Below are 23,748 nucleotides of genomic sequence, written 5' to 3'. Positions count from 1 at the left end.
GCGCCGATGGTGACCGAACGCGTGGGCGGCGAAGCAGGCGGGGCGAGCGACGTGGAGGCCGATCCGCGCCGGTGGCTCATCCTCTTGGTGCTGTGCCTCAGCCTGTTCATGGTGGTGATGGGCAACACCGTGCTCAACATCGCCCTGCCGGAGATCTCCGACGCCTTGACCGCCACCGCGTCGCAGCTGCAGTGGATGGTCGACGCCTACTCGTTGGTGTTCGCCGGGCTCCTCTTCACCGCCGGCTCCCTGGGCGACCGCTTCGGGCGCAAGGGAGCCCTCACCGGTGGCCTCGTCGTGTTCGGGCTCGGTTCGTTCTCGGCCACGTTGGCGGACTCGGCCGATGGGGTGATCGCGGCCCGGGCGATCATGGGGCTCGGGGCGGCGTTCGTGATGCCCGCCACCCTGTCGATCCTCACCCACGTCTTCCCGCCCCACGAGCGGGCCAAGGCCATCGGGGCCTGGGCCGGGGTGGCGGGTGCCGCCGGTGCGGTCGGCCCGGTCACCAGCGGCTGGCTCCTCGAGCACTTCGCGTGGCCCTCGGTCTTCTGGCTCAACGTGCCCGTGGTGGTCGTGGCCCTCCTCGCGGGAGCCGTGCTGGTCCCCCGGTCCCGCCACCCCGACCGGGTGCCGCTCGACCCGGTCGGCGCCCTGCTGTCGGTGGGCATGATCGGCTCGCTGGTCTACGGCGTGATCGAAGCCCCCGTCTACGGCTGGACCGACCCGCTCATCCTGGCCGCCTTCGTCGTGGCGGCCGTGCTGCTGGCCGCGTTCGTGGTGTGGGAGCTGCGCCACGACCACCCGATGCTCGACGTGCGACTGTTCGGCAACGGTGGCTTCACGGGGGGCAGCCTGGCCATCGCCATGATGTTCTTCGGGATGTTCGGGCTCTTCTTCCTGCTCACCCAGTACCTGCAGCTGGTGCGTGACTACACGGCCCTGCAGGCCGGCATCCGCACGTTGCCCTTCGCCGTCGCCATGATGGTGGCCGCCCCCAGCTCGGCCCACCTCGCCGCCCGCTTCGGTACCCGTCGAGTGGTGGCGGGCGGCATGGCCACGGCCGGCACGGGCATGGCGCTGCTGGCCCTCACCGCCGGGGTGGGGTCGTCGTATCCGTTGTTGGCTGCCTGCCTGGTGGTGCTGGCCACCGGCATGGGGCTGACCATGGCCCCGGCCACCGCCACCATCATGGCCTCGCTGCCCCACGAGAAGGCGGGCGTGGGCTCGGCGATGAACGACACCAACCGCGAACTGGGTGGGGCCCTCGGCGTCGCCGTGATCGGCAGCCTGGCCTCGACCCTCTACGCGTCGTCGGTGCGTGACGCGCTGCCGGACCTCCCCCCGGACCTCACCGACCGGGTGACGTCCTCGCTCTCCGAGGCGCTGCGGGTGGCCGGCGAGCTCGGTGCCGACGGCGCCGGGGTGGTGGACGCCGCCCGCCAGTCGTTCGTCGACGGCATGAGCTGGGCCCTGGGCTTGGGGGCCGCGGTGATCCTCGTCGGTGCCGTGGTCGTGCGCCTGGTCATCCCGGCGCGCCCCCCGGTGTCGGCCCCCGTCGAGGTCCCGGTGAACGCCGACGACTGATCGGCGGGCCCGGTCGGCACCCTCCGCGCGGGGCGCCGCCCCCCCCTCGAGCACTGGTCCGAGCCCCGGTCCAGGTCCCGACGGGCGCTGCTCGTCGGGACCCGGCCGGGGGACCTCAGGGCTCAGCCGGTGGTGAAGGCCTGGGAGATCCGGTCGGGTCCCAGGTCGGCGGCGGTGAGGGCGTCGATGCCCTGGACCTCGGCGACGTAGGACGGGTCGCAGGAGAACTCGCCCTGCTCCTCGGGGAGGGCCTGCACGAAGCTGGTGCCCTCCATCCCGAGCACCATGACGCACTCGGGCGGCATGTTCTCGCCCGGGTTGCTCTCGGCGTGGAGCCCACCGCCGGTCCACGCCGTGACGGTGGCCAGCTCGTCGAGCACGCACTGGCGGGTGAGCTCGGCGCCGCAGGCGTCCGCCGCGGTCGCCCACAGGAGGAAGGCGGAGGTCGCCTGCGCCCCGAGCAACGAGGGCGTGCCCCCGCTGGCCTCGAGCAAGTCGAGGTACTGCTGGGTGGCTTCGTTCTGGTCGGCCTGCTCGAAGGGCGTGAACGCCATGCGCATGTGGACCGTGTCGGCGTAGCCGGCGGTGTTGGCCAGGGCGAAGTTCTCCTCGTACTGGTTGGCGTCGCTCAGGTACACCATGTCGAGGTCGGCCTGGGCCGCGGCCTCGAGCAGGTTCTGGAACATGGGCAGCGGCGAGCCCACCCAGTAGACGATGCCGGCGCCGCACTCCTTCAGCTTCTGCACGTACGGAGCCCACTGGGCCACGCCGCCGATCGGGTAGGTCTGCTCGCAGTCGGGGACGAACTCCCAGCCGTAGTCCGGGGCGACCGCCTCGATCTTGTCCATGACCTCGATCTGGGCCGGGTAGTCGGCGTAGAGCGCGGCGGCCTTGGTGACGCGGTCGGGGTACTGCTCGGCCATGAGGGCGAGGTGTCCGGCCGGGGTGACGTCGACCGGGTTGGGCACGGCGACGTAGGTCAGCGGTCCGTGGGCCGCGGTGGCGCTCACCGTGTAGCCGGGGACCTGGGGCAGACCGCAGCCCACCCGGGTCTGCTCGGCCGCACCGTCGAAGGCCCAGCCCTGGCCGACCAGCATGAAGACCTGGTCGCAGGCCTCGATCATGACGTTGTTGGCTTCGAGGATCTTGGCGTCGTAGTACTCGCCCGTGACCTGTCGACCGTTGATGCCGCCCTGCTCGTTGCACCAGTCCATGAGGGCGACGACGGCGTCGGACATCTGGGCGTTCAGGCCGGGGGCGGCCTGGTAGCCGGCGTCGTCGCCGTAGCCGATGGTGATCGTCTCGGCGGTGACGAAGTCGCCCTGGTCGGTGAGCTCGACGCCGTCCTCGGCGGGACCGCACGGCGACTCGAGGTCGCCGAAGCCGCCGCTGGGTCCGTCCTCGACCACGTCGGACGAGGTCGAGGGGGAGCTGTCGTCCCCTCCCTCGTCGGCCCGGTCGCCTCCACCGCACGCGGCGGCCACCAGGCCGAGCGTCATCAGCACGGCGAGCAGCCGCCAACTGTTCCTACGCATCGATCGAAACCCCCCGGTTCCTGTGTCGCCCCGCCGTCGGCGGGCACGCCGGCCGTGACCTCCCACGGCGTGGCGACACCCTAGGCGCAATGAGATAACAGCGCTATATTCTTTTGCAGTCGCCGAGGGGCGCCACGAGACGTCCGGCTCGTCGCAGGCCGACGGCCGGGGAGGGGACACCGATGGGGGCCTACGAAGACCAGATGAACCAGGCGCTGCGGCCCATCGCGCCGCCGCGGTTGCTGGAGGGCGTGTACACCGACGACCAGTACGGACGTCTGCTCGACGTGGTGAAGCAGAAGGGCCCCTGGCCGACCATCCAGGCCCACCACTTCAAGACGGTCGAGGAGCTCATCGCCACCGTCACCGGGGTGGTGCCCGAGGGCCACGGTCTCACCCTCGACGACATCGCCAACCCGCAGTTCCGTGGCTTCTACGGGCAGAACTCGGTGTGCTTCCACCCCGAGGTCCACGACTGCTTCTACAACCCGCAGTTCATCGAGCTGGTCAAGGACTACTGGAACGTCCAGTACGCCAAGCCCACCATGATGCTGTTCAACATCACCGGCCCGTACCCGGCGGCCGCCCCGCCGCCGGCGCACCTCGACGCCGTCACCTTCCGGGGCGTGCGCTACGAGAACGCCCCGGTGTGGCTGCAGAACGTCATGGGCAAGTCGGGGTTGTTCACCGACTACCTGGTGAAGATGGCCCAGGTCATCACCTGGTGGTACGTGGGTGAGAACGGCACGTTCACCTACTGGCCCGAGGGCCCGCTGGGGCCGCCCGAGGTCCTCGAGCATCCGCTGTGGAACAAGGGCCTGGTGGTGCAGAACGAGCTCATGTTCCACCGAGGTGACCCGGTGGGTCCCTTCGACGCCCCACCGGTGGAGGGCCTCAAGCATCGCTCGATGATGGGCTGGGACCCCGAGGTCGATGCGTGGCAGATCACCACCGACGACGAGGTGATCCACACCTACCAGCCGTCGGACCTCCGCTTCCTCGTGCACTGGAGCTCGGAGCTCTACGAGGACATGGACGAGCTGAAGAAGGTGATGGACCACACCGATGACCTCACCATCGAAAAGGCCGTCGGCATGCTCGTCGACGACATGCGCAGCAAGGGCAAGAAGATCGCCGAGCCGTCCGACCCGCTCGACGACACGGACTTCGTCAAGGCCCTCGTCGAGACCTACACGATCGGGCCGGCCACCGAGTGGCTGGAGTTCCCGGCCGCGTAGCCGGGGACGGGCGCGTCGCGCAGCCGCCCTGCTCTTCACTTCGGCGTCGCCGTCCGGTGAGCGCCGCCACCATCCACCCGCCCGTCCTCCCGGCCGAGCGGAGCACCCCAGGGGGAACAACGTGATCCAGCCGGCCGACGTCCAGAACCTGCTCGGGAAGTGGTGGTTCGCGTACGACAACGCCCTGTTCGACGAGTGGCCGGCCATGTTCACGTCCGACGCCCACTTCACCTGTCGCACCGACACCGGCACGACCGACTACGAGGAGTTCGTGCGCGCCGACGTCTCGGGTCACGCCGACGTGCTGGCCTGGCAGACCCAGCACCGTCTCGACAGCCCGCACCCGCTGCGCCACAACGGCGAGAACGTGCACCTGACCAGCGCCTCGGACGACGAGGCCGCGTTCCGCTCCTACATCTGGGTCACCCAGATCGTCGGGGGTGCTCCCTCGCCGCTGTCCACGGCCATCGTCGACGGCACGGTGCGGGTGGAGGAGGGGGAGCTGCGCATCGGTGAGCTCAACGTCATCCTCGACACCCAGGAGTCGATCGTGCTGGCCGAGCGCCGGCGCCAGGCCGGCTGAGACCCGCACGGCGGGCTCGGATCGGCCGGCCGCCGGCCCGCGGGTCCTGCGGCAGAATGCACCCGACCCCGACCCAGGTGGTGTGGACGTGCCCTCGAGACCGGTGACCCCCACGCGGCGTCCGCCGCGGACGAGCGACAAGGCGATCGCCACCCGTGCCGCGTTGGTGGAGCTGGCCGCCGAGCTCTTCGCCACCCAGGGGTACCTCCAGACGTCCATCAGGGACGTCGCTCGCAGTGCGTCGCTGACGACGGGTGCGATCTACGGCCACTTCCGCAACAAGGCCGAGCTGCTGGCCGAGGCCATCAGTCTGCGGACCCAGCGAGAGCTCGAGTCCGCCTACCGGGCCACGGGGGGCCAGACCGAGCACGTCGAGATCCTGCGGCGGCTCTCCCAGCGCTACCCGGAACGCCGCCAGCTGCGGGCGCTGATCGTGCAGGGCGCGGCGGCCTCGCTCACCGACGACGAGACGCGCGAACGGCTCCGGGAGGAGCAGCTGCGCCACCTCCAGGGGTGGATCGACGGCTACCAGGAGCACCTCGACGATCTGGGCATCGACCCGTCGGTCGACGTGCGCGACGCGGTCCTCTACACGTGGGCGGCCGAGGTGGGCCTCGGCGTCCTCGAGGCGGTGGGGATCGAGCCCCGCACGAGGAAGGGCTGGGCCGACATGGCCGCCCGCTTCGGCCGTTCCCTCACCTTACCGGCGGCCGAGGTGGAGGCCAGGCCTCGACGCAAGGGGAGCCGCCGCTGACTCGGGCCGGGATCAACCGGACCCGGTGGTGCGCTGGCGGTAGGAGGCCATGAACGCCTTCACGTCGGGCGCGTGCTGCAGCAGGTTCTGGTTGCGGATCTCGAGGGCGAGGGCGGCCGACAGGCTCGGGGCTTCGGTGTTGTGCCACAGCACGTCCTTGGTGCTGCGCAGGCCGGAGGCGGTGTAGCCGGCCATCTGGCGGGCGTACTCGAGGGCCAGGTCCTGGAGCGCGCCGTCCTCGGCGACGCGCGAGACCAGCCCCATGCGGTGGGCCTCGTCGGCATCGATGTCGCGGCCGGTCAGGATGAGGTCGAAGCCGTGGGCGTTGCCCACCAGGCGGGGGAGCAGGTAGGTGATGCCGATGTCGGTGCCGGACAGGCCGGTGCGGATGAACGCCGAGCACAGGCGGGCGGAGGCGCCGGCGAGGCGGATGTCGGCGGCGCAGGCCAGAGCCAGGCCGCCACCGAAGGCAGGCCCGTTCACCGCGGCGATGATGACCTGCGGGGTGTCGCGCATGTGGACGGTGAGGTTCGACATGAAGGTCTGGGCGTCGATGCCGGCGTTGATGTGGGGGTGCTCGCCCGGTGCGGGCGGGGTGCCCCAGTCCTTGAGGTCGAGGCCGGCGCAGAAGGCGCGACCGGCGCCGGTGAGGATCACCACCTTGCAGTCGGTGTCGGCGGCGACCCGGTCGAGGGCGTCGTGGAGGTCGGCCACCAGCTCGAAGGTGATGGCGTTGAGGCGATCCGGCCGGTTGAGGCGGATCATGGTGATGTGAGGTTCGAGCGGGAGCACCTCGACGGTCGACACGGAGCACCTCTCTGTGGCGGGCAGGTGAGCAGACCGTAGGCCGGGAGCGAGCACGTCGTGGTTCCGGTCGCACCGGGGGCAGCATGGGTGACAGTCCACCCGGCCGCTCTCCTTCGTAACGATGTTATCTTTTCTGGCTGACAGCGCCCGTGGGGGTGCGTTCGACGACGAGGGGGAGCGAGATGGACGGCGAGCACGCGGGCAAGGTCGTGATCGTGACGGGCGGCAGCCAAGGGGTGGGGCTGGGCATCGCCCGGTCGTTCCTCGACGCCGGCGCATCGGTGGTCACCTGCGCCCGCAGCGAGTTCGAGGTGGCGCCCGCCGCACGCGACGAGTCCGAGCAGGCCCGCGCCGTCCACGTGGCGGCCGACGTGCGCGACGACGACCAGATCGACCGGGTGGTGCGCACCGCCGTCGAGCGCTTCGGGCGTCTCGACGTGCTGGTGAACAACGCCGGTGGGCAGCCCCCGGCGGACACGGCCACCGTGTCGCCGCGGTTCATCCGGGCGATCGTCGAGCTCAACCTCACCGCGCCGATGATCTTTGCCCAGAAGGCCTACCAGGTGATGGAGGCGCAGGAGTCGGGCGGTTCGATCATCAACATCTCCAGCCAGGCGTCCATGCCCGGCGGCTCCGGCGGCGGGCTCGCCCCGTACGGCGCGGCCAAGGCCGGGCTGAACCACATGACCCGTTCGCTGGCCACCGCCTGGGGTCGCACGGTGCGGGTCAACTGCGTCTCGCTGGGCTGGGTGCGCACCGAGGCCATGGTCGACCTCCTCCTGCCCGACGACCAGGGCCGCACCATCGAGGACAAGATCCCCGTGGGGCGCATGGGGACCCCCGACGACATCGGTGGGATCTGCCTGTTCCTGGCCTCCGACGCCGCCTCCTACATCAACGGCGCCACGCTCTGGGCCGACGGGGGCGGCGGCTTCGGCTGACCAGGGCGACCGGAGGGCGGGCCGCCGGCGCGGGAGCGCCGATCGGTCCACTCGGGCGATGATGGGCTCGCAGCACACCACCTCGGGGGGTCAGGCATGGACGCAGGTACGTGGGATCGGATCGTCGACGTCGTGGTCGTGGGCACGGGGGGCGCGGCGCTGACCGCGGCCACCCTGGCCCACGACGGGGGCGCCGACGTGCTCCTGGTCGAGAAGAACCCCATGCTGGGCGGCACGACAGCGGTGTCCGGTGGTGGGGTCTGGCTTCCCGGCAACCACGTGATGGCCGAGGCCGGTGTCGACGACAGCCGTGAAGAGGCGCTCGCCTACATCCGTCGGGTGGCCGGCCCGAGAGTGCCCGACCCCGAGCTGCTCGAGGTGTACGTCGACACCGCGCCCGAGGTGCTGCGCTACCTCGAGGACCACACGCCGCTGAGCACCCACATCCAGCCCCTGCCCGACTACTACTGGCCCTGGCAGTTCCCCGGCACGAAGATGATGCCGGGGCGCACGGTCGAGGCCGATCCCTACCCGGTGGGCGAGGAGCTCCCCGAGTGGGCCGACCGCATCGTGAAGCGGGGCACGCTCATGTCGCTCGGGGCGGCGACCACGCTGGCCGAGGACCTCTCTCCCCAGACCCCCGAGCTCGAGGAGGAGCTGCGCCGTCGTGAGGCCCGGGACATCCGGCCGAAGGGGGCGGCCCTGATCGCTCGGCTCTTCAAGGGTCTGCTGGAGCGGGGCGTGGAGACGCTGCTCGAGACGCCCGCCCGCCAGTTGGTGACCGACGACGCCGGCGACGTGATCGGCGTGGTGGTCGACCACGACGGTGCGCCGATGCGGATCGGCGCCCGCAAGGGGGTGGTGCTGGCCTGCGGCGGCTTCGAGTGGAACCCGGCGCTGGTCCGGGCCCACGTCGGCTACGACGTGCACCCCCTCAGCCCGGGCGGCAACACCGGCGACGGGCTGCTGATGGCCATGGGCGCCGGGGCCCAGTTGGGCAACATGGACTCCTACTGGGGCACCCCGGTCATGTTCGACCCGGAGATCACCCGCGACGGTGCGCAGGTGCCCCAGTTCGAGTGGGGCCGGGGCGCCCCGGCGTCGATCGTCGTGAACCGCAAGGGCCGTCGGTTCGCCAACGAGGCCCTGCCCTACAACGACTTCCCGAAGGCGTTCGGCGCCTACGACCCGGAGTCGGTGGAGTTCCCCAACGCCGGGCCCGGCTACCAGATCTTCGACCGCACCGTGCGCGACGCCCAACGCATCCTGTCGATGATGCCGGGTGAGCCCGATCCCGACTGGGTCGTCAAGGCCGACACGATCCGCGAGCTGGCCGAGGAGCTCGGTCTCGATCCGGACGCGCTCGAGGCCACGGTGGAGCGCTACAACACCCACGCCGCAGAAGGCGTCGACCCGGACTTCGGCCGCCACCAGCACGGCCTCATGTCGCCCGGTCGGGTCAAGCCCCTCACCGAGGCGCCGTTCTACGCGGTCGAGATCCACCCCGGCGCCCTCGGCACCAACGGTGGCCCCCGGCTGGACCGACACGGTCGGGTGCTGCGCAACGGCAGTGGGGTGGTGGGCGGGCTCTACGCGGCAGGCAACACCGCCGCCAACGTGTTCGGGTGGGCCTACCCGAGCGGCGGGGGCACCCTCGGCAACGGGTTGGTGTTCGGCTTCCTCGCCGGCCGTGACGTGGCGTCCCGGCCCGCCCGAGACCTCTGAGCCCCGTGGCCCGACCCCGCAGCGTGGCGGCGATCCGTTCGGTCGTCCGTTGGGCCCCGCGACCGACCGATCCGGTCGAGCGCCGGTTGGCCCGGGCCGCCTCGGTGGCCGACCTGCGGCGTCTGGCCCGCCGGCGCCTGCCCCGCGGGGTGTTCGACTACATCGACGGCGCGGCCGAGGACGAGCGCACCCTCGCGGCCAACGCCGCCGCCTTTGCCCGCACGGCGTTCCGGCCTCGAGTCCTGGCCGGCCTCGGAGAGGTGGACGTCTCGGCCTCGATCTTCGGGGTCCCGGCCGCGTACCCGTTGGTGTTGGCCCCCACCGGCTTCACCCGCATCGCCGACCCCCAGGGGGAGTTGGCCGTGGCCCGCGCCGCCGAGCGGGCCGGGCTGCCCTACACCTTGTCCACGTTGGCCACCCGCTCCATCGAGGAGGTGCGAGCGGTCAGCGGCGGACGCCTGTGGTTCCAGGTCTACGCCTGGCGCGACCGAGGGCTGGTGGCCGAGATGATCCAGCGGGCGGCGGCCGCCCGCTACGAAGCGCTGGTGCTCACCGTGGACACGGCCGTGCTCGGCCGTCGCGAGCGCGACGTCCGGCGGGGCTTCACGCTCCCGCCGACCATCGGGCCGTCGACCCTCGTCGACGGTGCTCTCCACCCGCGATGGACGCTCGAGCTGCTGCGCAATGAACCCATCCGCTTCGCCAACGTGGCCGGTCGCGACGTGGGCGACGGTTCGTCACCGGTCACCCTGTCCGACTACATCAACAGCCAGTTCGATCCGAGCTTGTCGTGGTCCGACGTCGAGTGGCTCCGGACGGTCTGGGACGGACCGATCGTGGTCAAGGGCATCCAGCGGGTCGACGATGCCGTGCTCGCCGCCGAGGTCGGGGTGGACGCCGTGGTGCTGTCCAACCACGGCGGCCGCCAGCTCGACGGGGCCCCGGCGCCGTTCACGCTGGTGGCCCCGGTGGCCGACGCCGTGGGTGGGCGCACCGAGATCATCTGCGACGGCGGCATCCGTCGGGGGAGCGACATCGTCAAGGCGCTGGCCGCCGGCGCCACGGCGGCCATGGCCGGCCGGGCCTACCTCTACGGGCTGGGCGCCGCGGGGGAACGAGGAGTGGACCGGGTGCTGCAGTGGTTCGCTGACGACATGGCGCGCACCATGGCCCTGCTCGGGGTCGACGCCGTCGCCGACCTCGATCCTTCGCTGCTCGCCGAGTGAGCGTCCTCAACCCCGGTGGTGGACGGCGCCGCTCGGGTGTGTTCAGCGGATGTCGCGCGGGTGCCGCGGGCTTCAGACCGTCGGTGGGACGGTGAAGATCACGTCGACGCCCTGGTCGAGCCGGCGTCGGGCCTCCTCGATGCTGATGCGCCCCGTGACCCAGCTCTGCAGGACCGAGCTCAACAGCGCCAGCGACATCCACACGATGGTCTCGGCCGTGTCGGGGTCGATGCCGTCGAGGACGCCCATGAACGCGGCGCGGGTCTGCTCGGAGTAGCGCCACATGGTCTCGGCCACGGCGGGGTCGTCGACCGAGCTGAGCAGGTTGACCAGCGAGAAGAGCTGGGGGTTGCGCTCGAAGGCGGTGACGGCGTCGCGGAGCGCCCGCTTCAGCCGGGCGGGCGGCTCGGGTGGGCGGGCCGCGGTCCGCCCCGATTGGCGGGGGCCGAAGCCGGCGCCCCACTCGGCCAGGGCGGCGGCGAAGAGGTGCTCCTTGGAGGGGAAGTACCGGTAGAGCGTGCCGAGGGCCACGCCGGCCCGTTCGGCGACCATGCGGATCTGGATGCGCTCGTAGTCGGCGTCGCCGAGCAGGTCGAGGGCGGCCGCGATGATCCGGGCGCGACGGGCCCGCTGGCCGGCCGGGAGGTCCTCGACGGCGGGCACCGTCGGGGCCGCCGACGCCGGCTTGGCCGGTCGGGTGCTCATCGCTGCCTCGCCGCGATCACTCCTCGCCGATGTACTGGGCGGTCGTGCCGGCCAGCGGCATCGGGTCCTGGCCCAGCTTGCGGTGATCCCACGAGCGCACCCGCTCCGGGTCGACGCGCACGACGACCCGCTTGTTCATCATGATCTCCACGAAGGGGTGCACCTCTTCGCTGTAGGGGCCGTTGTAGCGCTCGAACACCGAGATGGCCGCCGCCCAGTACTCGTCGTCCTCGGTGTCGTCGATGATGGTGGCCGTGCCCTCGATGGCGACGCCGCGCAGCTGGTCGTAGGTCTCACCGGCCTCGATCATCACCGACACGCGGGAGTCGCGGCGCAGGTTGACGGTCTTCTGGGCCTTGGCCTTGGTCTCGAAGTAGATCTTGCCGTCGATGAGCCCGTACCACATGGCGATCAGATGGGGTACGCCCTTCGGGCCGTTGGTGGCCAGCGTGGCGGTACGGCTGCGCTCGACGAACGACGCCACCTCCTCGTCGGTCATGGTGATGGCGGCTCGTTGGTTCGTTCCCATGACGGGCGATGTTACGGCCCATCCCCGGGGCCGTCCGGCGCACCGGTCGGGAGCACCTGGCGGGAGGGTCCCGACGCGCCGTGTGAGCCGGACTGCTACACCATCGGGTGGCACCGGGTCGGACACGACGCGGTGGAGTCCCAACGACGAAGCAGGAGGACGTGGTCTCGATGGGTGGCGCACTCGTACGCGACGGAGGTTGGGCCTACGGCTTGCAGCTGCCGGTCCAGACGCTCACGTTGAACCTCGTCGACCCCTGGGAGGACGAGGCCACCGTCGCCGATCTGGTGACGGTGGCCCAGAAGGCCGAGGCCACCGGCCATTCGTTCGTCGGTGTGTGCGACCACGTCGCCGTCCCCGACGACGACTACTCCGCCCGGATGCGCACCACCTGGTACGACACGGTCGCCACGTTGGGCTTCCTGGCCGCCCACACCGAACGGGTGCACCTGCTGTCGGTCGTGTGGATCGCCGCCTACCGCCACCCGCTGCAGACCGCCTCGTCGTTCGGCACCCTCGACCACCTCTCGGGTGGTCGGGTGATCCTGGGGGTCGGTGCCGGCCATGTGAAGGGCGAGTTCGACGCCCTCGGGGTGCCTTTCGCCGAGCGGGGCGCCATCCTCGACGAGACCCTCGAGGCCCTGTCGGGTGCCTTCGCCGAGCCCTACGTCTCGTTCCGGGGGGAGCGCTACGCCTACGAGCGGGTCGGCGTGTCACCGGGCCCGGCCGACGGTTCGCTCACCACCTGGGTCGGTGGCAACTCCAAGGCGGCCTGGCGTCGCGCCGGCCGCTTCGGCGACGGCTACATCCCGATGGGCAACTCCATCGACCAGTACGGCGAGATCATCGGCGAGATCCGGGCCTCCGCCGAGGCCCACGGCCGGGGCGACGCGCCCATCGACATCGGCTACATGCCGGGCTGGGCGCACCTCACCGGTGGGCCGGCCGACGACCTGCCCCCCACGGTGATCCACGGCACCGAGGCCTACGCCGCCGACCTGCGCGCCGCTCGCGAGGCCGGGGCCAACGTGATCCACGTGAAGTTCCGGGGTCGGTCCCTGGCGGAGTACCTCGAGCAGTTCGACGCCTTCGCCGAGGAGGTCGTCCCCTTGGTGAACGAGGGCTGACCGGCCCACGACGACGGGGCCCGACGGTCACCGGCGAGGAGATGAGCTCGATGGATCGCGTCTTCTACTCGAGCAGCGTGCACGACGAGCGCGAGATCGAGGCCGTGGTGGAGGTGCTGCGGTCGGGACCCCAGGGACTGTGGCCGGGCCGTCGGGTCAACGCCATGGAGCGCCAGGTGTCGGCCTTGTTCGGCAAGTCCGGGGGGGTGATGGTCAACTCCGGCTCCTCGGCGCTGTACCTGGCGGTCGAGCTGCTCGGCCTCGAGCCGGGCACCGAGGTCGTCACCTGCGGGCTCACGTTCTCCACCGACATCGCCCCGCTGGTCCGGGCCGGGTTGGTGCCGGTGCTCGTCGACTGCGAGGTCGACACCTACTGCGTCGACGTCGACCGGGTGGCCGAGATGGTCACCCCTCGCACCGGGGCGATGCTGTTCCCCAACCTCGTCGGCAACGCCCCCGATTGGGATGCCCTGCGGGGCGTCGCCGATGCCCACGGCCTCCCCCTCGTCGAGGACTCCTGCGACACCCTCGGGCCCCTCCTGCGGGGTCGCCCCACGGGTGAGCGATCGGACATCACCGTCACCAGCTTCGCCAACTCCCACATCCTCACCGCCGGGGGCAACGGGGGCATGCTCCTCGTCGACGACGAGGGCTTGCGCGACCGGGCGTTGATGCTGCGCCGGTGGGGTCGGCGCAGCGAGGTGCAGTTCTACGGCTCGAAGCGGGGGGAGCGCGACTTCTGGGAGGACCTCGACGGGGTCCGCTACGACAACCAGTTCATCTTCGACGAGCTGGCCTGGAACTTCGAGCCGTCCGAGATGGGGGCCGCGTTCGGCCTGGTCCAGCTGGCGAAGCTCGAGGAGAACCTGGCCCGGCGCCGGCGGCTCTTCGCGGCCTACACGGCGTTCTTCGGCGACCACGCCGATCGGGTGGTGCTGCCCCGCCAGCTCCCCGAGCTCGAGACGGCCTGGCTGGGGTACCCGCTGGTCATACGCGAAAGCGCCGGCTTCGACCGCCCCGACCTGCAGGCCTTCCTCGACGGGAGGGGCATCGACACCCGCACCATCTGGACCGGCAACGTCGCCCGCCAGCCCATGCTGCGCGATCGCGCCCTGGTACTGCCCGACGACGGTCTTCCCCACGCCGACGAGATCATGGCCCGGGGGGTGCTGCTGCCGTTGAGCCACGCCATCGACGAGCCCACGCTCCAGTTCGTCGTCGACACCCTGGCGGAGTTCCTCGACGCGCACCCGGGCTGAATCTTGATATTTCCGATCAGCTTTGTAGGCTTTCGGTTCCGACCCGACCACGGAGGCCCCCATGCCCACCACGACCGATGAGCTGCTCGCCAACAACGACGGCTACGCCACTGGCTTCACCAAGGGCGATCTCCCCCTGCCCCCGGCCAAGAAGGTCGCCGTGCTGGCGTGCATGGACGCCCGCCTCGACCCCGCCCGGGCCCTCGGACTCGAAGAGGGCGATGCCCACGTGATCCGCAACGCCGGGGGTGTGGTGAGCGAGGACGCCATCCGCTCGCTCACGATCAGCCAGCGCCTGCTCGGCACCGAGGAGATCATCCTCGTCCACCACACCGACTGCGGCATGTTGACCTTCACCGACGCCGACGTGAAGGCCCAGATCCAGGCCGACACCGGTGTGCGGCCGAGCTTCGCCCTCGAGGCCTTCTCGGACCTCGACGACGACGTCCGCCAGTCCATCGCCCGCATCCAGGCCAGCCCGTTCGTCCCGAAGACCGATGCCGTGCGCGGCTTCGTCTACGAGGTCGAGACCGGGCGCCTCCGCGAGGTGGTCTGAGGCCGGCGGACGCTCACTCGTCGAGGGTCCAGGGGCCGTTGCCCCCGATGCGGCGCACGTCGACGGCCACGGTGACCGACCCCGGCGACCGGCCGAGGTTGAGCGGGTGGTCGGCGGTGCCCACGTAGACCCGGCACAGCTCGTCGCACAGCGCCCGGTCGGCGGGCTCGGCCACCACCCGGGCGTCGCCGTACACCAACAGGTGCTGCTGGGTGCCGGCCACGTTGCGGGCCTCGTCCTCGATGGACAGCACGACCGCCGGATGGCGCCGGATGTTGCGCACCTTGGCGGTGGACCCCTCGGCGCAGAAGAAGACCTGGTCGTCGCGCACGCCGCACCACACCACCGAGACCTGCGGTGATCCGTCGGGGTTCTGGGTGACCAGGTGGGCCAGGGCGTTGGAGCCGAGCAGGGTCTGGGCCGGAGCCGGGATGGAACGCAGGACGGTCATGTCCACCTCCTCGCAGTCCCTGCACTCTCCCCCGGATCGGGTGCGAAGGGAAGGGGTCGAGGCGCCGACGACGCCTCGACCCCCGACGGGCCGGGACCCGGCCCGCTACTCCAGGCCGTACTTGGGCATCACCCCGGAGAAGGCGTGCTCGTAGAGCCCGTGGCCGGTGTGGCCCTCGTAGGTGAAGCGGGCGGCGTGGTCGACCACGGCGTACGACCCGAGCATGGCGATGTCGTCGACCTGGTGCACGAGGCCGTGCACCACCAGCTCGGGACCCTGGTACATGCCGTGGCGCCAGTCCTCCTCGAAGCCGTAGCCGGTGCCGATGGCGAGGAAGTTGGGCAGCAACGAGGTGCACTCGATCTCGAAGCCGGCGTCGGGGAACGAGATGGTGGAGTCCGACAGCAGGCGCATGCCGGGCACGAAGCGGTGGTCGTGCTCGGTGCGGCCCAACTGCTCGATGCGACCGTCGAGCCACACCCGTTCGGCCTGCTCGAGGCTGCGGCTTCCGTCGGCCCCTTCCGAGCAGATGTAGTAGATGCAGTGGTCCTCGAAGCGCATGGGGAAGTAGCTCCACATGCCGCCCCGGCGCACGGTGTCGGCGTAGATGCCCTCGGGCTCCTTCTCACCCACGGGGCGCACGCCCCACGACCGGTCGCGTGAACCCCACGTCGTGGACGGGTCGACCGCCAAGGCATGGCCGTCGACCTCGATCGAGCCGCTCCACGAGCCCATCTGGGCCAGGCGCTGGGTGTCGAACGTGATCCGATTGCCGTTGCGGATGAACTGGTTGGGTTCGGGGATGGCCGGCCCGAACCCCTCCCACGTGATGTCCATGGCCACGGTGTGCTCGGTGGGCTCGACGACGAAGCGCAGCCGCTTCAGCGGTTCGAGCACCTCGACGCGGATGGGTCCGACAGAGAGGTCGGAGCGGTCCTCGAGCGGCTTGGAGGAGCGCACGATGTGCTGCTCGCCGCCGCGGCGCACGGTGACGAAGGCGTCGGTGGTCTGCAGGTTCGGGTACTGCCCGAAGCCCATCACGACCATGAAGTCGCCGCCGGTGTCGAAGGCGTTGAAGTAGTAGCGGTCGTAGAAGTTGCGGTCGCTGGTCGCCACGTGGGCGATCCAGTTCGACGACTGGTGGACGGGATAGTCGTCCCACGACGAAACGGTCATGTGTGAAGGTTCCTCCCCCTAGAGACGCGTGCCATCGTTCCAGGTTCTGCGGCGGCCCGCAGCCCCAGGGCCGCCTCCCAGGTCGCCCGGTTGCCGGGGCCGGTGGGTCGGGGTGGGTCGCCGAGCGGAGGGCGTCGGGGTCAGGCGATGGTGGCCGGGAGGTCGGACGACCGGATCTCCTCCGCCCACGGGTAGCGCAGGGGGTCGATGAGCAGGAACGGGGCGTCGAGCACCACCTCGGCCGTGTGGGGGACCGCCTCGCGGATGGCTCGCGCCCGCCCTCCGGGGTCGTCCTCCACGAAGATCACGTCGAGGGCGAGGCCGGGACGGTTGCGGGACTCGAGCGTCCACACGCCGCTCACCCCGTCGAGCTCGGCGATGGCGGCGGCGCGGTCGTCGGGTCCGTGGCGTTGCACCACGATGACGCCGGTGTGGCCCACGAAGGGGATCTCGCGTCGCTTCAGCTGCAGGGCGGCCGGGGCGGCGGTGGCCCCGCCGGCGAAGACGTCGCCCTCACGCACCACCTTCTTGTCGGCCGGGAAGGTCATGCGGCCGGTGTCGTAGAGCTTCGGGAGCTCGACGCTCATGGCGTCGAAGGCGACCTGCGGGTCGCCGCCGAGCACGTAGGTGGTGAGGAAGGTGGCGCGGCCGTCGGCGAAGGGCGACCCGGGCGCCGTGACGCGAGCGGCGTGCAGGTGGGGCGGCGCGACGTAGCGACGGCTCAGGAGCACGCCGTCGAGGCACAGGTTCATGGGCGTGTGCTCGAGGTCGTACCAACGGTTCCACCACTCGATGGCGTCGGCGTCGCAGTCGAGGGCGGCGAAGATCAAACCGGAGGGTTCCATGGCCGTGGGTCTACCAGCGCTCGTCGGCAGGCGTCTCCGAGTCGGCGGTAACGTCGACGGCCACGAGCCCGGGCACCACGAGCCCGGGTCCTGGGGGACAGGGGAGAGACATGGCGACCACGGTCGGGCAGTACTGCATCTACGTGAACGACATCGAGGCCTCGGAGCGCTTCTACACCGAGGTCGTCGGGCTGAAGGTGCAGAGCCGCACCGAGATCGACGATGTGCACGAGATCGTGTTGGCGGCCGACCAGGGCGGAGGGCGGCTGCAGCTCGCCGAGCGCTACAACGGACGCCAAGCCATCGATCACGGCTTCGCCCTCTGGAAGATCTACTTCAACGTCGACGACGCCATGGCGGTGCACGACAAGGCCGTCGAGTGGGGCTGCGAGTCCGACATGGTGCCCGAGAAGCTGGAGCGCTGGCCGGTCATCGTGGGCTTCGTGAAGGACCCCGACGGCTACCTCGTCGAGCTGGTGCAGTACGTCGGCGACGCCAAGCCGCCCGGGAGCTGACCGGCCGGGGCTCACGGGCGCAGCCCGCGCTGCGCCCGTCGATCGTCCTAGGGTTCCGAGCGCCGCTGCGCCATCCGGGCGCACCCCGCGACGAGGAGCTCGAGCCGTTGAGTGACACCGAGACCAACAAGGCGATCGTCCAGCGCTACTGGGACGCGCTCGCCGCCCGCGACTGGGACGGGATGAAGGCGCTGCTCACCGACGACGCCCACTACACCGACGTGGGCACCCCCGGCGAGGGTGGCAACGGGCCCGACGGCGTGGTCGACCGGGTCAAGATCGGTCTCGAGCCGCTGTCGGGCTACGAGCACCTCGACGGCACCAACATGATCGCCGAGGGCGACCTGGTGATGACCGAGCACACCGAGCGGTGGCACTTCCACACCGGAGAGGTCATCGACCACTCCTTCGTGTCGGTCACCGAGCTGCGCGACGGCAAGATCTTCCGCTGGCACGACTACTCGAACATCTCCAACATCACCGACAACGCCCCGCAGTGGTGGCTCGAGCACATCATCACCGTCTCCACCCAGGGCGCCGGCTCCTGAGCCGACCCGATCCGGTCCGGTCCGGCGAGGGGATCGCCGGGACCGGATCAGCCGGGCAGCGGCCTCAGCCGACCTGGTAGTCGGGATCGGCCCGCCGCAGGATGATGTCGGTGCGAGCCTGCACCGCCTCCTCGAAGCGGCCCTCCTCGACCATCCAGAAGCGGTTGGCGTAGAGGCCGTCGACCACGGTCTCGGCCACCTCCGACAAGGGGGTGAAGACCACCGGGGTGCCGGCTGCCTCCTGCATCTGGATCCACATCTGCATCTTGTTGGAGGTGTCGACGGGCTCGTCGGGGGCGAACTCCGGCGGGCGCTCGGCCGCAGCCCAGATGCCGGTGTCGAGGATCCCCTTGGTCTTGCCCGTCGGGAACAGCACCGAGACGCCGATGTCGGACCCCACCTCGTGGAGCTGGCCCCACAGGCACTCGGAGAGGGTCACGACGGCCGACTTCACCGTGGCGTAGGTGGCGGCGCTGGCGATGGGGGAGAACCCACCGTTGTTCGACGACGTGTTGACGATGTGGGCCTCGCCGCCCTGCTCGAGGAGGTGGGGCACGAAGGCGTTGATGCCGTTGATGACGCCGTAGACGTGCACGCTGAAGGCGAAGCGCCAGTCGTTGATCTCGTGCTCCCAGACCTTGCCGTGGGCACCGGACGCCACGCCGGCGTTGTTGCACAGCACGTGGACGGCACCGAAGCGGTCGAGGGTGGCGTCGCGCAGGGCCTCGACCGACTCGAGCTTGGAGACGTCGGTGCGCACCCCGGCGATCTCGGCTCCGTCGGCGGCCATCTCACCGACGGCCTGATCGAGGGCGTCCTGGTTGATGTCGGCGATGACGACCTTCATGCCCTCGGCGAGGAACCGCTCGGCCATGGCCCGGCCGATGCCCCCGGCCCCACCGGTGATGACCGCGACCTTGCCCCGTAGTTCCTTCATGCGTCCCCCTGATCGAACCGGCCCGGTGCCTCGTCGCCCCGGGTCGCCCGCTCATGCTGGCACGTCGCCGCGGCGGCCACGTCGACGACGGGAGGCGCCCAGCGGACGCCACGGCCGGTGGTCGCAGCAGCGTGATCGGGGATGAAGGGGTGGAGGTGGGTCAGTTCCCCAGGGCGGGCATGACCTTCTCGCCGACCACCTTCAGGTACTTCCAGGCCAGCTCCGGCGGAAGGCCACCGACGAGGGGGTGTAGGGCCAGAGGCCGACCACCCTGGATGGACGCCACCGCCTCGTCCACCGTGAGGATGCGGTGGCTGCGGTTCTCGGCCCGCAGCTCCTCGGCCGTGGTGGCCGCCGAGGTGGAGGTCACGTCGGTGTCGCCCCCGTTCCACTCGGCGTAGCTGAGCACGTCGTACATGAGGTAGGAGCCGAGCTCGTCCCAGCCCTCGTCGACGTCGTCGGCCACGAACACCGTGGTGGCCGAGTCGCGCGGCGGGAGGTAGCAGAAACCGGGCTCGTGCCCGTGGGCGCGGGCCTCGGCCTCGTAGGCTTCGGCCAGTGCCGGGTCCTCCTTCTGACCGAAGAACCCGATGCCGTGGCGGCCGGCCCGGCGAGCGGCGGGCAGGCTGCCCCCGCCCCACGAGATCGTGGGGCCGCCGGGGGTGACCGGCGCCGGGGTCACGTGGATGTGGCGGCCTTCGTGCTCGAAGGGCTCGCCGGTCTTGGCCGCCAGCAGCACGCCCAGCTTCTCCTCGGCGATCTTGCCGCGGCGGTGGAAGTCGACGCCGTACATCTCGTACTCGTCGGGGCGGTAGCCGATGGCCGTGGTGTACGACACCCGCCCACCGCTGATGATGTCGAGGACGCACATCTCCTCGGCCAGGCGCACCGGGTCGTAGAGGGGCAGCTGCAGCACCGAGATGTTGATGGGCAGCGCAGAGGTGCGAGCTGCCATGGCGGTGGCCAGGGTCATGGGGGCCGGCAGGTAGCCGTCGGCGAGGCCGTGGTGCTCGCACAGGACGGTGGTGAACGCGCCGTGGCTCTCGCCGTACTCGGCCATCTCGAGGGCGGTGCGGTACAGCTCGGTCGTGCTCGCCCCGCCCTCGGGTGTCCGCATGTCGAAGCGCATCAGGTACACGAGTGCCATCCCCCTGGATCGATGTCGTCGCCTCGGCATCGGGCGTCGGCGAGACGAGAGATGGTAGGTGCCGTCGATGGCGTCGTCGCTCGTCGACGGCTCGCGCGACCGGCACGGTGCCGGTCAGGACCGCCGACCGGCTCTCTAGTGTCAGGGGCATGTGGCGCGACGCGGAGGTCCGACCCGGGTGCCCTGGGGGGTGGGGCCGGCCCGAGGCCGGCGCGTGACCCTCGGGGGCCGGCCCGCAGTGCGCGCCGAGCGGGTGGTGCTCACGGGCGCCATCGACCTGGCCGGCACGCTGCGACCGTTGGCCATGTTGCGGGGTGATCCGAGCGTGCACCTCGGTGTCGGTCGGTTCGACCGCGCATCGCTCACCCCCGAGGGTCCGGGCGCGATCACCGTGACGTGGCGGCCGGGGGCCGGCGAGGCGCAGGTCACCGGCTTCGGCGACGGCGGGGCGTGGCTGGTGGACCGGGCACCCGGGCTGTTGGGTTGCGACGACGACCCCAGCGGGTTCGACCCCCTCGTTCCGGCCGTGCGTCAGCTCTGGCGCCGTCACCCTGGGCTGCGGCTCACGCGGACCGGCACGCTGTGGCACGACCTGGCGTTCTTCGTCGTGCAACAGCGGGTGCAGACCGTCGACGCCGCCGCGCAGTGGCGACGCACGGTGGAGGCCCTCGGGACGCCCGTCCCGGGGTCGGACCGGCTGGTTCCGCCCGCGCCCGACGTCGTGGCGACGATGGGCTACCACGAGCTCCACCGCTTCGGGATCGAACGACGGCGGGCCGATGCCCTGCGGCGGGCCGCCCAGGCCATGTCGCGGTGGGGGCACCGGTTCGATGCCGACGACCCGTCGGCGGCGCTCTCCGCCCTGGCCACGGTGCCCGGCATCGGTCCCTGGACCCGTACCTGCCTGGCCGCCACGACCTGGGCCGACGCCGACACGGTGATCCTCGGCGACGCCGGCATCCCCGGCGCCATGTCGTGGCTGTTGGCCGGAGAGCGCGACGGCGACGACGCCCGGATGCTCGAGCTCCTCGAGCCGTTCCGACCCCATCGCCAGCGGGTGATCCGCCTGGCGGTCACCGCCGGGGCGTGGCCGACGCGGCGGGCGCCGAGAGCCGCCCGCCGGGACATCCGCCGGAGCTGACGGCCCCGTTCGGTCAGGTCACCGCGTCGGCGGCGCCCCCGTCGATGCGCAGGTGGGCCCCGTTGAGGTGCCACGAGGGTTCGCTCACCACCATGGCGACGAAGCGGCCGATGTCTTCGGGGAAGGCCACCCGTCCCGTGTGGTTGGGCATCACCGACTCCAGGACGTGGCGTTCGACGCTGGCCCAGTCGGTGTCCAGCCCTCGGCGCCGGGCCTGGGCCGTGAAGCGCTCGATCACCTCGGGGGTGGCGATCAGCCCGGGGCTCACGCAGTTCACCGTGATCCCGGTGCCGGCGAGGTGGCGGGCCAGGCTCACGGTGACGGCCGGCAAGGCTCCCTTGGCGCCGTAGTACTCCGGGTTGCGTTCGCCGGGTCGGGTGGCGCCGACGGTGGCGACGAACACGATGCGACCCCAGCCCCGCTGGCGCATGCCGTCGACGAACGCGTCGACCACCCGGACGGCCGAGACCACGTTGGTGTCGTAGCTGGCGTGCCACGACGGGCCGGTGGCGTCCTCCCACGTGGTCCCGTCGGCGGCTCCGTAGTTGTTGACCACGATGTCGACCCGGTCGACGACCGCCTCGACCGAGGCGCGCAGCTCGGCGGCCCCGTCGTCGGTGCGGATGTCGCCGTGCACGGCGACGGCCCGGCCGCCGGCGCGCTCGATGGCGGCGACGGTGGCGTCGGCGGGGCCGGGCTCCAGGCCGTGCACCAGGACGGTGGCGCCTTCGGCGGCCAGCACCTCGGCGATGCCCGCCCCGGTCCCCCGCCACGACCCGGTGACGAGCGCGACCTTGTCGTCGAGTCCGAGCTGCACGTCTGCCTCCCCGCCCGGGCTCCAGAGCGCCCGGCGCCCGGCGATCCTGCCACGGGGTGTGGGCGGCGGGGTGAACGAGGTCGGGGCCGCGACCCTGGCACCCTTGGGTGATGGAGTCCCGGAGCGACGGCCAGGCCGGTCGTTCCCGTCCAGGGCGGCGGTGGCGGGTGGCGCTCGCCGTCGCGGCGGTGAGCGCGCTGGCGGCGGTCCTGGTCGCCACGACCGTGTCGACGGGATCGGTCGAGTCGGCGTCCTCGACGGCGGGCCGTGATGCCGGGGCGCACGCGGCCGTGATCTCGCCGACGTCTGCCCCGGTGCCGTCGACCACCACGACCACCCCTCCCCCGCCGGTGTGCGACCGGCGCCCGGCGCTCGACGCAGGGACCGAGTCCGTCCCGGCCGAGCTGCAGGCCCGGGTGGATGCCGCGCTCGCCCATCCGGCCTGGTCGGGCCTCGACCGGTCGATCTCGGTGTGGGTCGAGGGCTATGGGGAGGTCGTCGCCGTCGAACCCGATCGAGCGCTGTTGCCGGCCTCGAACCAGAAGCTGTTCACCGCGCTCGGCGCCCACCTCCTGCTCGACCCCCAGGGTCGGTTCCGCACCGAGGTGCGCCAGACCGACGACCGGTTGGTGCTGGTGGCCGGAGGTGACCCGACGTTGCGGAGCGCCGGGCCCCATTCCCTGAGCGCGCTGGCCGCTCAGGTGCGGGCCGCGGGGGTGGCGACGGCCGCCGCGATGGTCGTCGACGCGTCGCACTTCGAGGCGTCGACCACGGCGCGCGGTTGGCAGGACTGGCAGGTTCCGATCTACGTCGGTCCGATGTCGGCCCTCGTCGTCGACGACAACCGGACTCGGACCGACGCGGCCTACCTGGCCGATCCCGCCCTGGGCAACGCGACCGCCTTCGCCGCCCGCCTGGGCACGGCCGGTGTGGGGGTCGAGCCGGTCGTCGTCCACGGCGAGGCGCAGCCCACGGATCCGGTGGTGGCCGCCCTGGAGTCCCCCACCTTCGGTGAGCTCACGAGGACGATGCTGGTGCGCAGCGACAACGAGGTCGCCGAGTCGCTGCTCAGGGAGATCGGCGCCGGTTCCACCGACGAGGGCCTGGCGCGGATCGCCGCCGCCCTCGAGCCGTGGTGCCTCCACCTGGCCGGCGCCGGCGGCGACGGGTCCGGTCTGTCGCGGGCCAACCTGCGCTCGGCGAGGGAGTGGCGTCGGCTCCTGCAGGTGGCGGCCGTCCAGCCGTGGGGACCGACCTTCGTCGGGCAGCTGCCCGTGGCCGGGGTGTCGGGCACCCTGTCGGGGCGGTTGCGGGGCCCCGCCACCCACGGCAGCGTTCGGGCCAAGACGGGCAGCATCATCGGTGGGAGCGCGCTGTCCGGCTACGCCACCACCTCCGACGGACGCACGGCCGTCTTCTCGGTGGTGGTGAACGGCGAGCCGGGAGTGGCGCAGGGGTCGGTGACGGCGATCGACCGGCTGGTGGCGGCCGTCGTCGGCCTGTGAGGGCCCCACCGACACCGAAACGCGCGTCGTCGTCCGACTCGAGCGCGGCCGGTGAGCGCTCGAGTCCGACAGGTGGGTGAAGAGCAGGCGGCAGGTG

Annotated in this window: 24 protein-coding genes; 14 read left to right on the top strand and 10 right to left on the bottom strand. The window is 71.5% G+C overall.

Going from position 1 to position 23,748, the window contains the following annotated elements; all coding sequences use genetic code 11:
- Positions 1 to 6: 6 nt before the first annotated feature.
- Positions 7 to 1,584 carry a DHA2 family efflux MFS transporter permease subunit gene (locus tag LUW87_RS10660; protein WP_232671155.1) on the top strand — a complete coding sequence of 526 codons (1,578 nt, stop codon included), beginning with the start codon at positions 7 to 9 and terminating at the stop codon, positions 1,582 to 1,584.
- Between the two features lie 122 nt (positions 1,585 to 1,706).
- On the opposite strand, the gene LUW87_RS10655 is transcribed toward LUW87_RS10660, so the two are convergent.
- A complete protein-coding gene (locus LUW87_RS10655; protein WP_232671154.1) occupies positions 1,707 to 3,119 on the bottom strand; it encodes an ABC transporter substrate-binding protein in 1,413 nt (470 codons plus the stop codon).
- A 182-nt stretch (positions 3,120 to 3,301) separates the two neighbouring features.
- On the opposite strand from LUW87_RS10655, the gene LUW87_RS10650 reads away from it, so the two are divergent.
- The 3 genes from LUW87_RS10650 (at position 3,302) to LUW87_RS10640 (ending at position 5,694) form a co-directional block, all read left to right on the top strand.
- A complete protein-coding gene (locus tag LUW87_RS10650) occupies positions 3,302 to 4,357 on the top strand; it encodes a hypothetical protein (RefSeq protein WP_232671153.1) in 1,056 nt (351 codons plus the stop codon).
- Between the two features lie 121 nt (positions 4,358 to 4,478).
- A complete protein-coding gene (locus LUW87_RS10645; protein WP_232671152.1) occupies positions 4,479 to 4,940 on the top strand; it encodes a nuclear transport factor 2 family protein in 462 nt (153 codons plus the stop codon).
- A 103-nt stretch (positions 4,941 to 5,043) separates the two neighbouring features.
- On the top strand, positions 5,044 to 5,694 hold the full coding sequence (locus LUW87_RS10640) for a TetR family transcriptional regulator (RefSeq protein ID WP_232671151.1): 651 nt from the start codon (positions 5,044 to 5,046) through the stop codon (positions 5,692 to 5,694).
- 12 nt (positions 5,695 to 5,706) lie between these two features.
- Here the strand turns inward: LUW87_RS10640 and LUW87_RS10635 are convergent, their stop codons facing one another.
- Positions 5,707 to 6,501 (bottom strand): enoyl-CoA hydratase/isomerase family protein, encoded by a 795-nt coding sequence (locus tag LUW87_RS10635; protein WP_232671150.1) that lies wholly within the window; start codon positions 6,499 to 6,501, stop codon positions 5,707 to 5,709.
- A gap of 182 nt (positions 6,502 to 6,683) precedes the next feature.
- Between LUW87_RS10635 and LUW87_RS10630 the strand changes: the two genes are divergently transcribed.
- From LUW87_RS10630 to LUW87_RS10620, 3 genes are all read left to right on the top strand, one after another.
- Positions 6,684 to 7,442 carry an SDR family oxidoreductase gene (locus LUW87_RS10630; protein WP_232671149.1) on the top strand — a complete coding sequence of 253 codons (759 nt, stop codon included), beginning with the start codon at positions 6,684 to 6,686 and terminating at the stop codon, positions 7,440 to 7,442.
- Positions 7,443 to 7,538: 96 nt separating this feature from the next.
- Entirely contained in the window at positions 7,539 to 9,167 is a 1,629-nt protein-coding gene (locus tag LUW87_RS10625; RefSeq protein WP_232671148.1) for an FAD-dependent oxidoreductase, read from the top strand.
- Between the two features lie 5 nt (positions 9,168 to 9,172).
- On the top strand, positions 9,173 to 10,393 hold the full coding sequence (locus LUW87_RS10620; protein ID WP_232671147.1) for an alpha-hydroxy acid oxidase: 1,221 nt from the start codon (positions 9,173 to 9,175) through the stop codon (positions 10,391 to 10,393).
- 72 nt (positions 10,394 to 10,465) lie between these two features.
- Here the strand turns inward: LUW87_RS10620 and LUW87_RS10615 are convergent, their stop codons facing one another.
- Positions 10,466 to 11,098, bottom strand: a complete 633-nt coding sequence (locus tag LUW87_RS10615; protein ID WP_232671146.1) for a TetR/AcrR family transcriptional regulator — start codon at positions 11,096 to 11,098, stop codon at positions 10,466 to 10,468.
- A 16-nt stretch (positions 11,099 to 11,114) separates the two neighbouring features.
- On the bottom strand, positions 11,115 to 11,627 hold the full coding sequence (locus LUW87_RS10610; protein WP_232671145.1) for a PPOX class F420-dependent oxidoreductase: 513 nt from the start codon (positions 11,625 to 11,627) through the stop codon (positions 11,115 to 11,117).
- Positions 11,628 to 11,797: 170 nt separating this feature from the next.
- Here LUW87_RS10610 and LUW87_RS10605 point away from each other — a divergent pair, with 170 nt between their 5' ends.
- The 3 genes from LUW87_RS10605 (at position 11,798) to LUW87_RS10595 (ending at position 14,569) form a co-directional block, all read left to right on the top strand.
- Positions 11,798 to 12,754, top strand: a complete 957-nt coding sequence (locus tag LUW87_RS10605) for a TIGR03619 family F420-dependent LLM class oxidoreductase (RefSeq protein WP_232671144.1) — start codon at positions 11,798 to 11,800, stop codon at positions 12,752 to 12,754.
- 50 nt (positions 12,755 to 12,804) lie between these two features.
- Positions 12,805 to 14,013, top strand: coding sequence for a DegT/DnrJ/EryC1/StrS family aminotransferase (locus LUW87_RS10600; protein ID WP_232671143.1), 1,209 nt, complete (start codon positions 12,805 to 12,807; stop codon positions 14,011 to 14,013).
- 61 nt (positions 14,014 to 14,074) lie between these two features.
- Positions 14,075 to 14,569 (top strand): beta-class carbonic anhydrase, encoded by a 495-nt coding sequence (locus LUW87_RS10595; RefSeq protein ID WP_232671142.1) that lies wholly within the window; start codon positions 14,075 to 14,077, stop codon positions 14,567 to 14,569.
- 13 nt (positions 14,570 to 14,582) lie between these two features.
- On the opposite strand, the gene LUW87_RS10590 is transcribed toward LUW87_RS10595, so the two are convergent.
- From LUW87_RS10590 to LUW87_RS10580, 3 genes are all read right to left on the bottom strand, one after another.
- Positions 14,583 to 15,020, bottom strand: coding sequence for a TIGR03618 family F420-dependent PPOX class oxidoreductase (locus LUW87_RS10590; protein ID WP_232671141.1), 438 nt, complete (start codon positions 15,018 to 15,020; stop codon positions 14,583 to 14,585).
- 105 nt (positions 15,021 to 15,125) lie between these two features.
- Positions 15,126 to 16,196 (bottom strand): Rv3169 family protein, encoded by a 1,071-nt coding sequence (locus LUW87_RS10585; RefSeq protein ID WP_232671140.1) that lies wholly within the window; start codon positions 16,194 to 16,196, stop codon positions 15,126 to 15,128.
- A gap of 140 nt (positions 16,197 to 16,336) precedes the next feature.
- The gene (locus LUW87_RS10580) at positions 16,337 to 17,041 is read right to left on the bottom strand and encodes a hypothetical protein (protein ID WP_232671139.1); all 705 of its coding nucleotides are present in this window, start codon (positions 17,039 to 17,041) and stop codon (positions 16,337 to 16,339) included.
- A gap of 110 nt (positions 17,042 to 17,151) precedes the next feature.
- Between LUW87_RS10580 and LUW87_RS10575 the strand changes: the two genes are divergently transcribed.
- Together LUW87_RS10575 and LUW87_RS10570 are read left to right on the top strand one after the other, a co-directional pair.
- A complete protein-coding gene (locus tag LUW87_RS10575) occupies positions 17,152 to 17,556 on the top strand; it encodes a VOC family protein (RefSeq protein WP_232671138.1) in 405 nt (134 codons plus the stop codon).
- Positions 17,557 to 17,663: 107 nt separating this feature from the next.
- Positions 17,664 to 18,104 carry a nuclear transport factor 2 family protein gene (locus tag LUW87_RS10570; RefSeq protein WP_232671137.1) on the top strand — a complete coding sequence of 147 codons (441 nt, stop codon included), beginning with the start codon at positions 17,664 to 17,666 and terminating at the stop codon, positions 18,102 to 18,104.
- A 64-nt stretch (positions 18,105 to 18,168) separates the two neighbouring features.
- Here LUW87_RS10570 and LUW87_RS10565 read toward each other — a convergent pair whose 3' ends face one another.
- Both LUW87_RS10565 and LUW87_RS10560 read right to left on the bottom strand, forming a co-directional pair.
- Positions 18,169 to 19,041, bottom strand: a complete 873-nt coding sequence (locus tag LUW87_RS10565; protein ID WP_232671136.1) for an SDR family NAD(P)-dependent oxidoreductase — start codon at positions 19,039 to 19,041, stop codon at positions 18,169 to 18,171.
- Between the two features lie 160 nt (positions 19,042 to 19,201).
- Positions 19,202 to 20,179 carry an LLM class flavin-dependent oxidoreductase gene (locus tag LUW87_RS10560; protein WP_346742552.1) on the bottom strand — a complete coding sequence of 326 codons (978 nt, stop codon included), beginning with the start codon at positions 20,177 to 20,179 and terminating at the stop codon, positions 19,202 to 19,204.
- Between the two features lie 223 nt (positions 20,180 to 20,402).
- Here LUW87_RS10560 and LUW87_RS10555 point away from each other — a divergent pair, with 223 nt between their 5' ends.
- Positions 20,403 to 21,329 (top strand): DNA-3-methyladenine glycosylase family protein, encoded by a 927-nt coding sequence (locus LUW87_RS10555; RefSeq protein WP_232671134.1) that lies wholly within the window; start codon positions 20,403 to 20,405, stop codon positions 21,327 to 21,329.
- 13 nt (positions 21,330 to 21,342) lie between these two features.
- Here LUW87_RS10555 and LUW87_RS10550 read toward each other — a convergent pair whose 3' ends face one another.
- Positions 21,343 to 22,146: an SDR family NAD(P)-dependent oxidoreductase gene (locus LUW87_RS10550; RefSeq protein ID WP_232671133.1), complete on the bottom strand. Its 804-nt coding sequence runs from the start codon at positions 22,144 to 22,146 to the stop codon at positions 21,343 to 21,345.
- A 110-nt stretch (positions 22,147 to 22,256) separates the two neighbouring features.
- Between LUW87_RS10550 and dacB the strand changes: the two genes are divergently transcribed.
- A complete protein-coding gene (gene dacB, locus LUW87_RS10545; RefSeq protein WP_232671132.1) occupies positions 22,257 to 23,651 on the top strand; it encodes a D-alanyl-D-alanine carboxypeptidase/D-alanyl-D-alanine endopeptidase in 1,395 nt (464 codons plus the stop codon).
- The last annotated feature ends 97 nt before the right edge of the window (positions 23,652 to 23,748 follow it).

Source organism: Rhabdothermincola salaria (genome assembly GCF_021246445.1).
In the GTDB taxonomy this organism is placed as follows: Bacteria; Actinomycetota; Acidimicrobiia; order Acidimicrobiales; family Acidimicrobilacustridaceae; genus Rhabdothermincola_A; species Rhabdothermincola_A salaria.
This window is presented reverse-complemented; position numbering and strand designations above follow the sequence as displayed.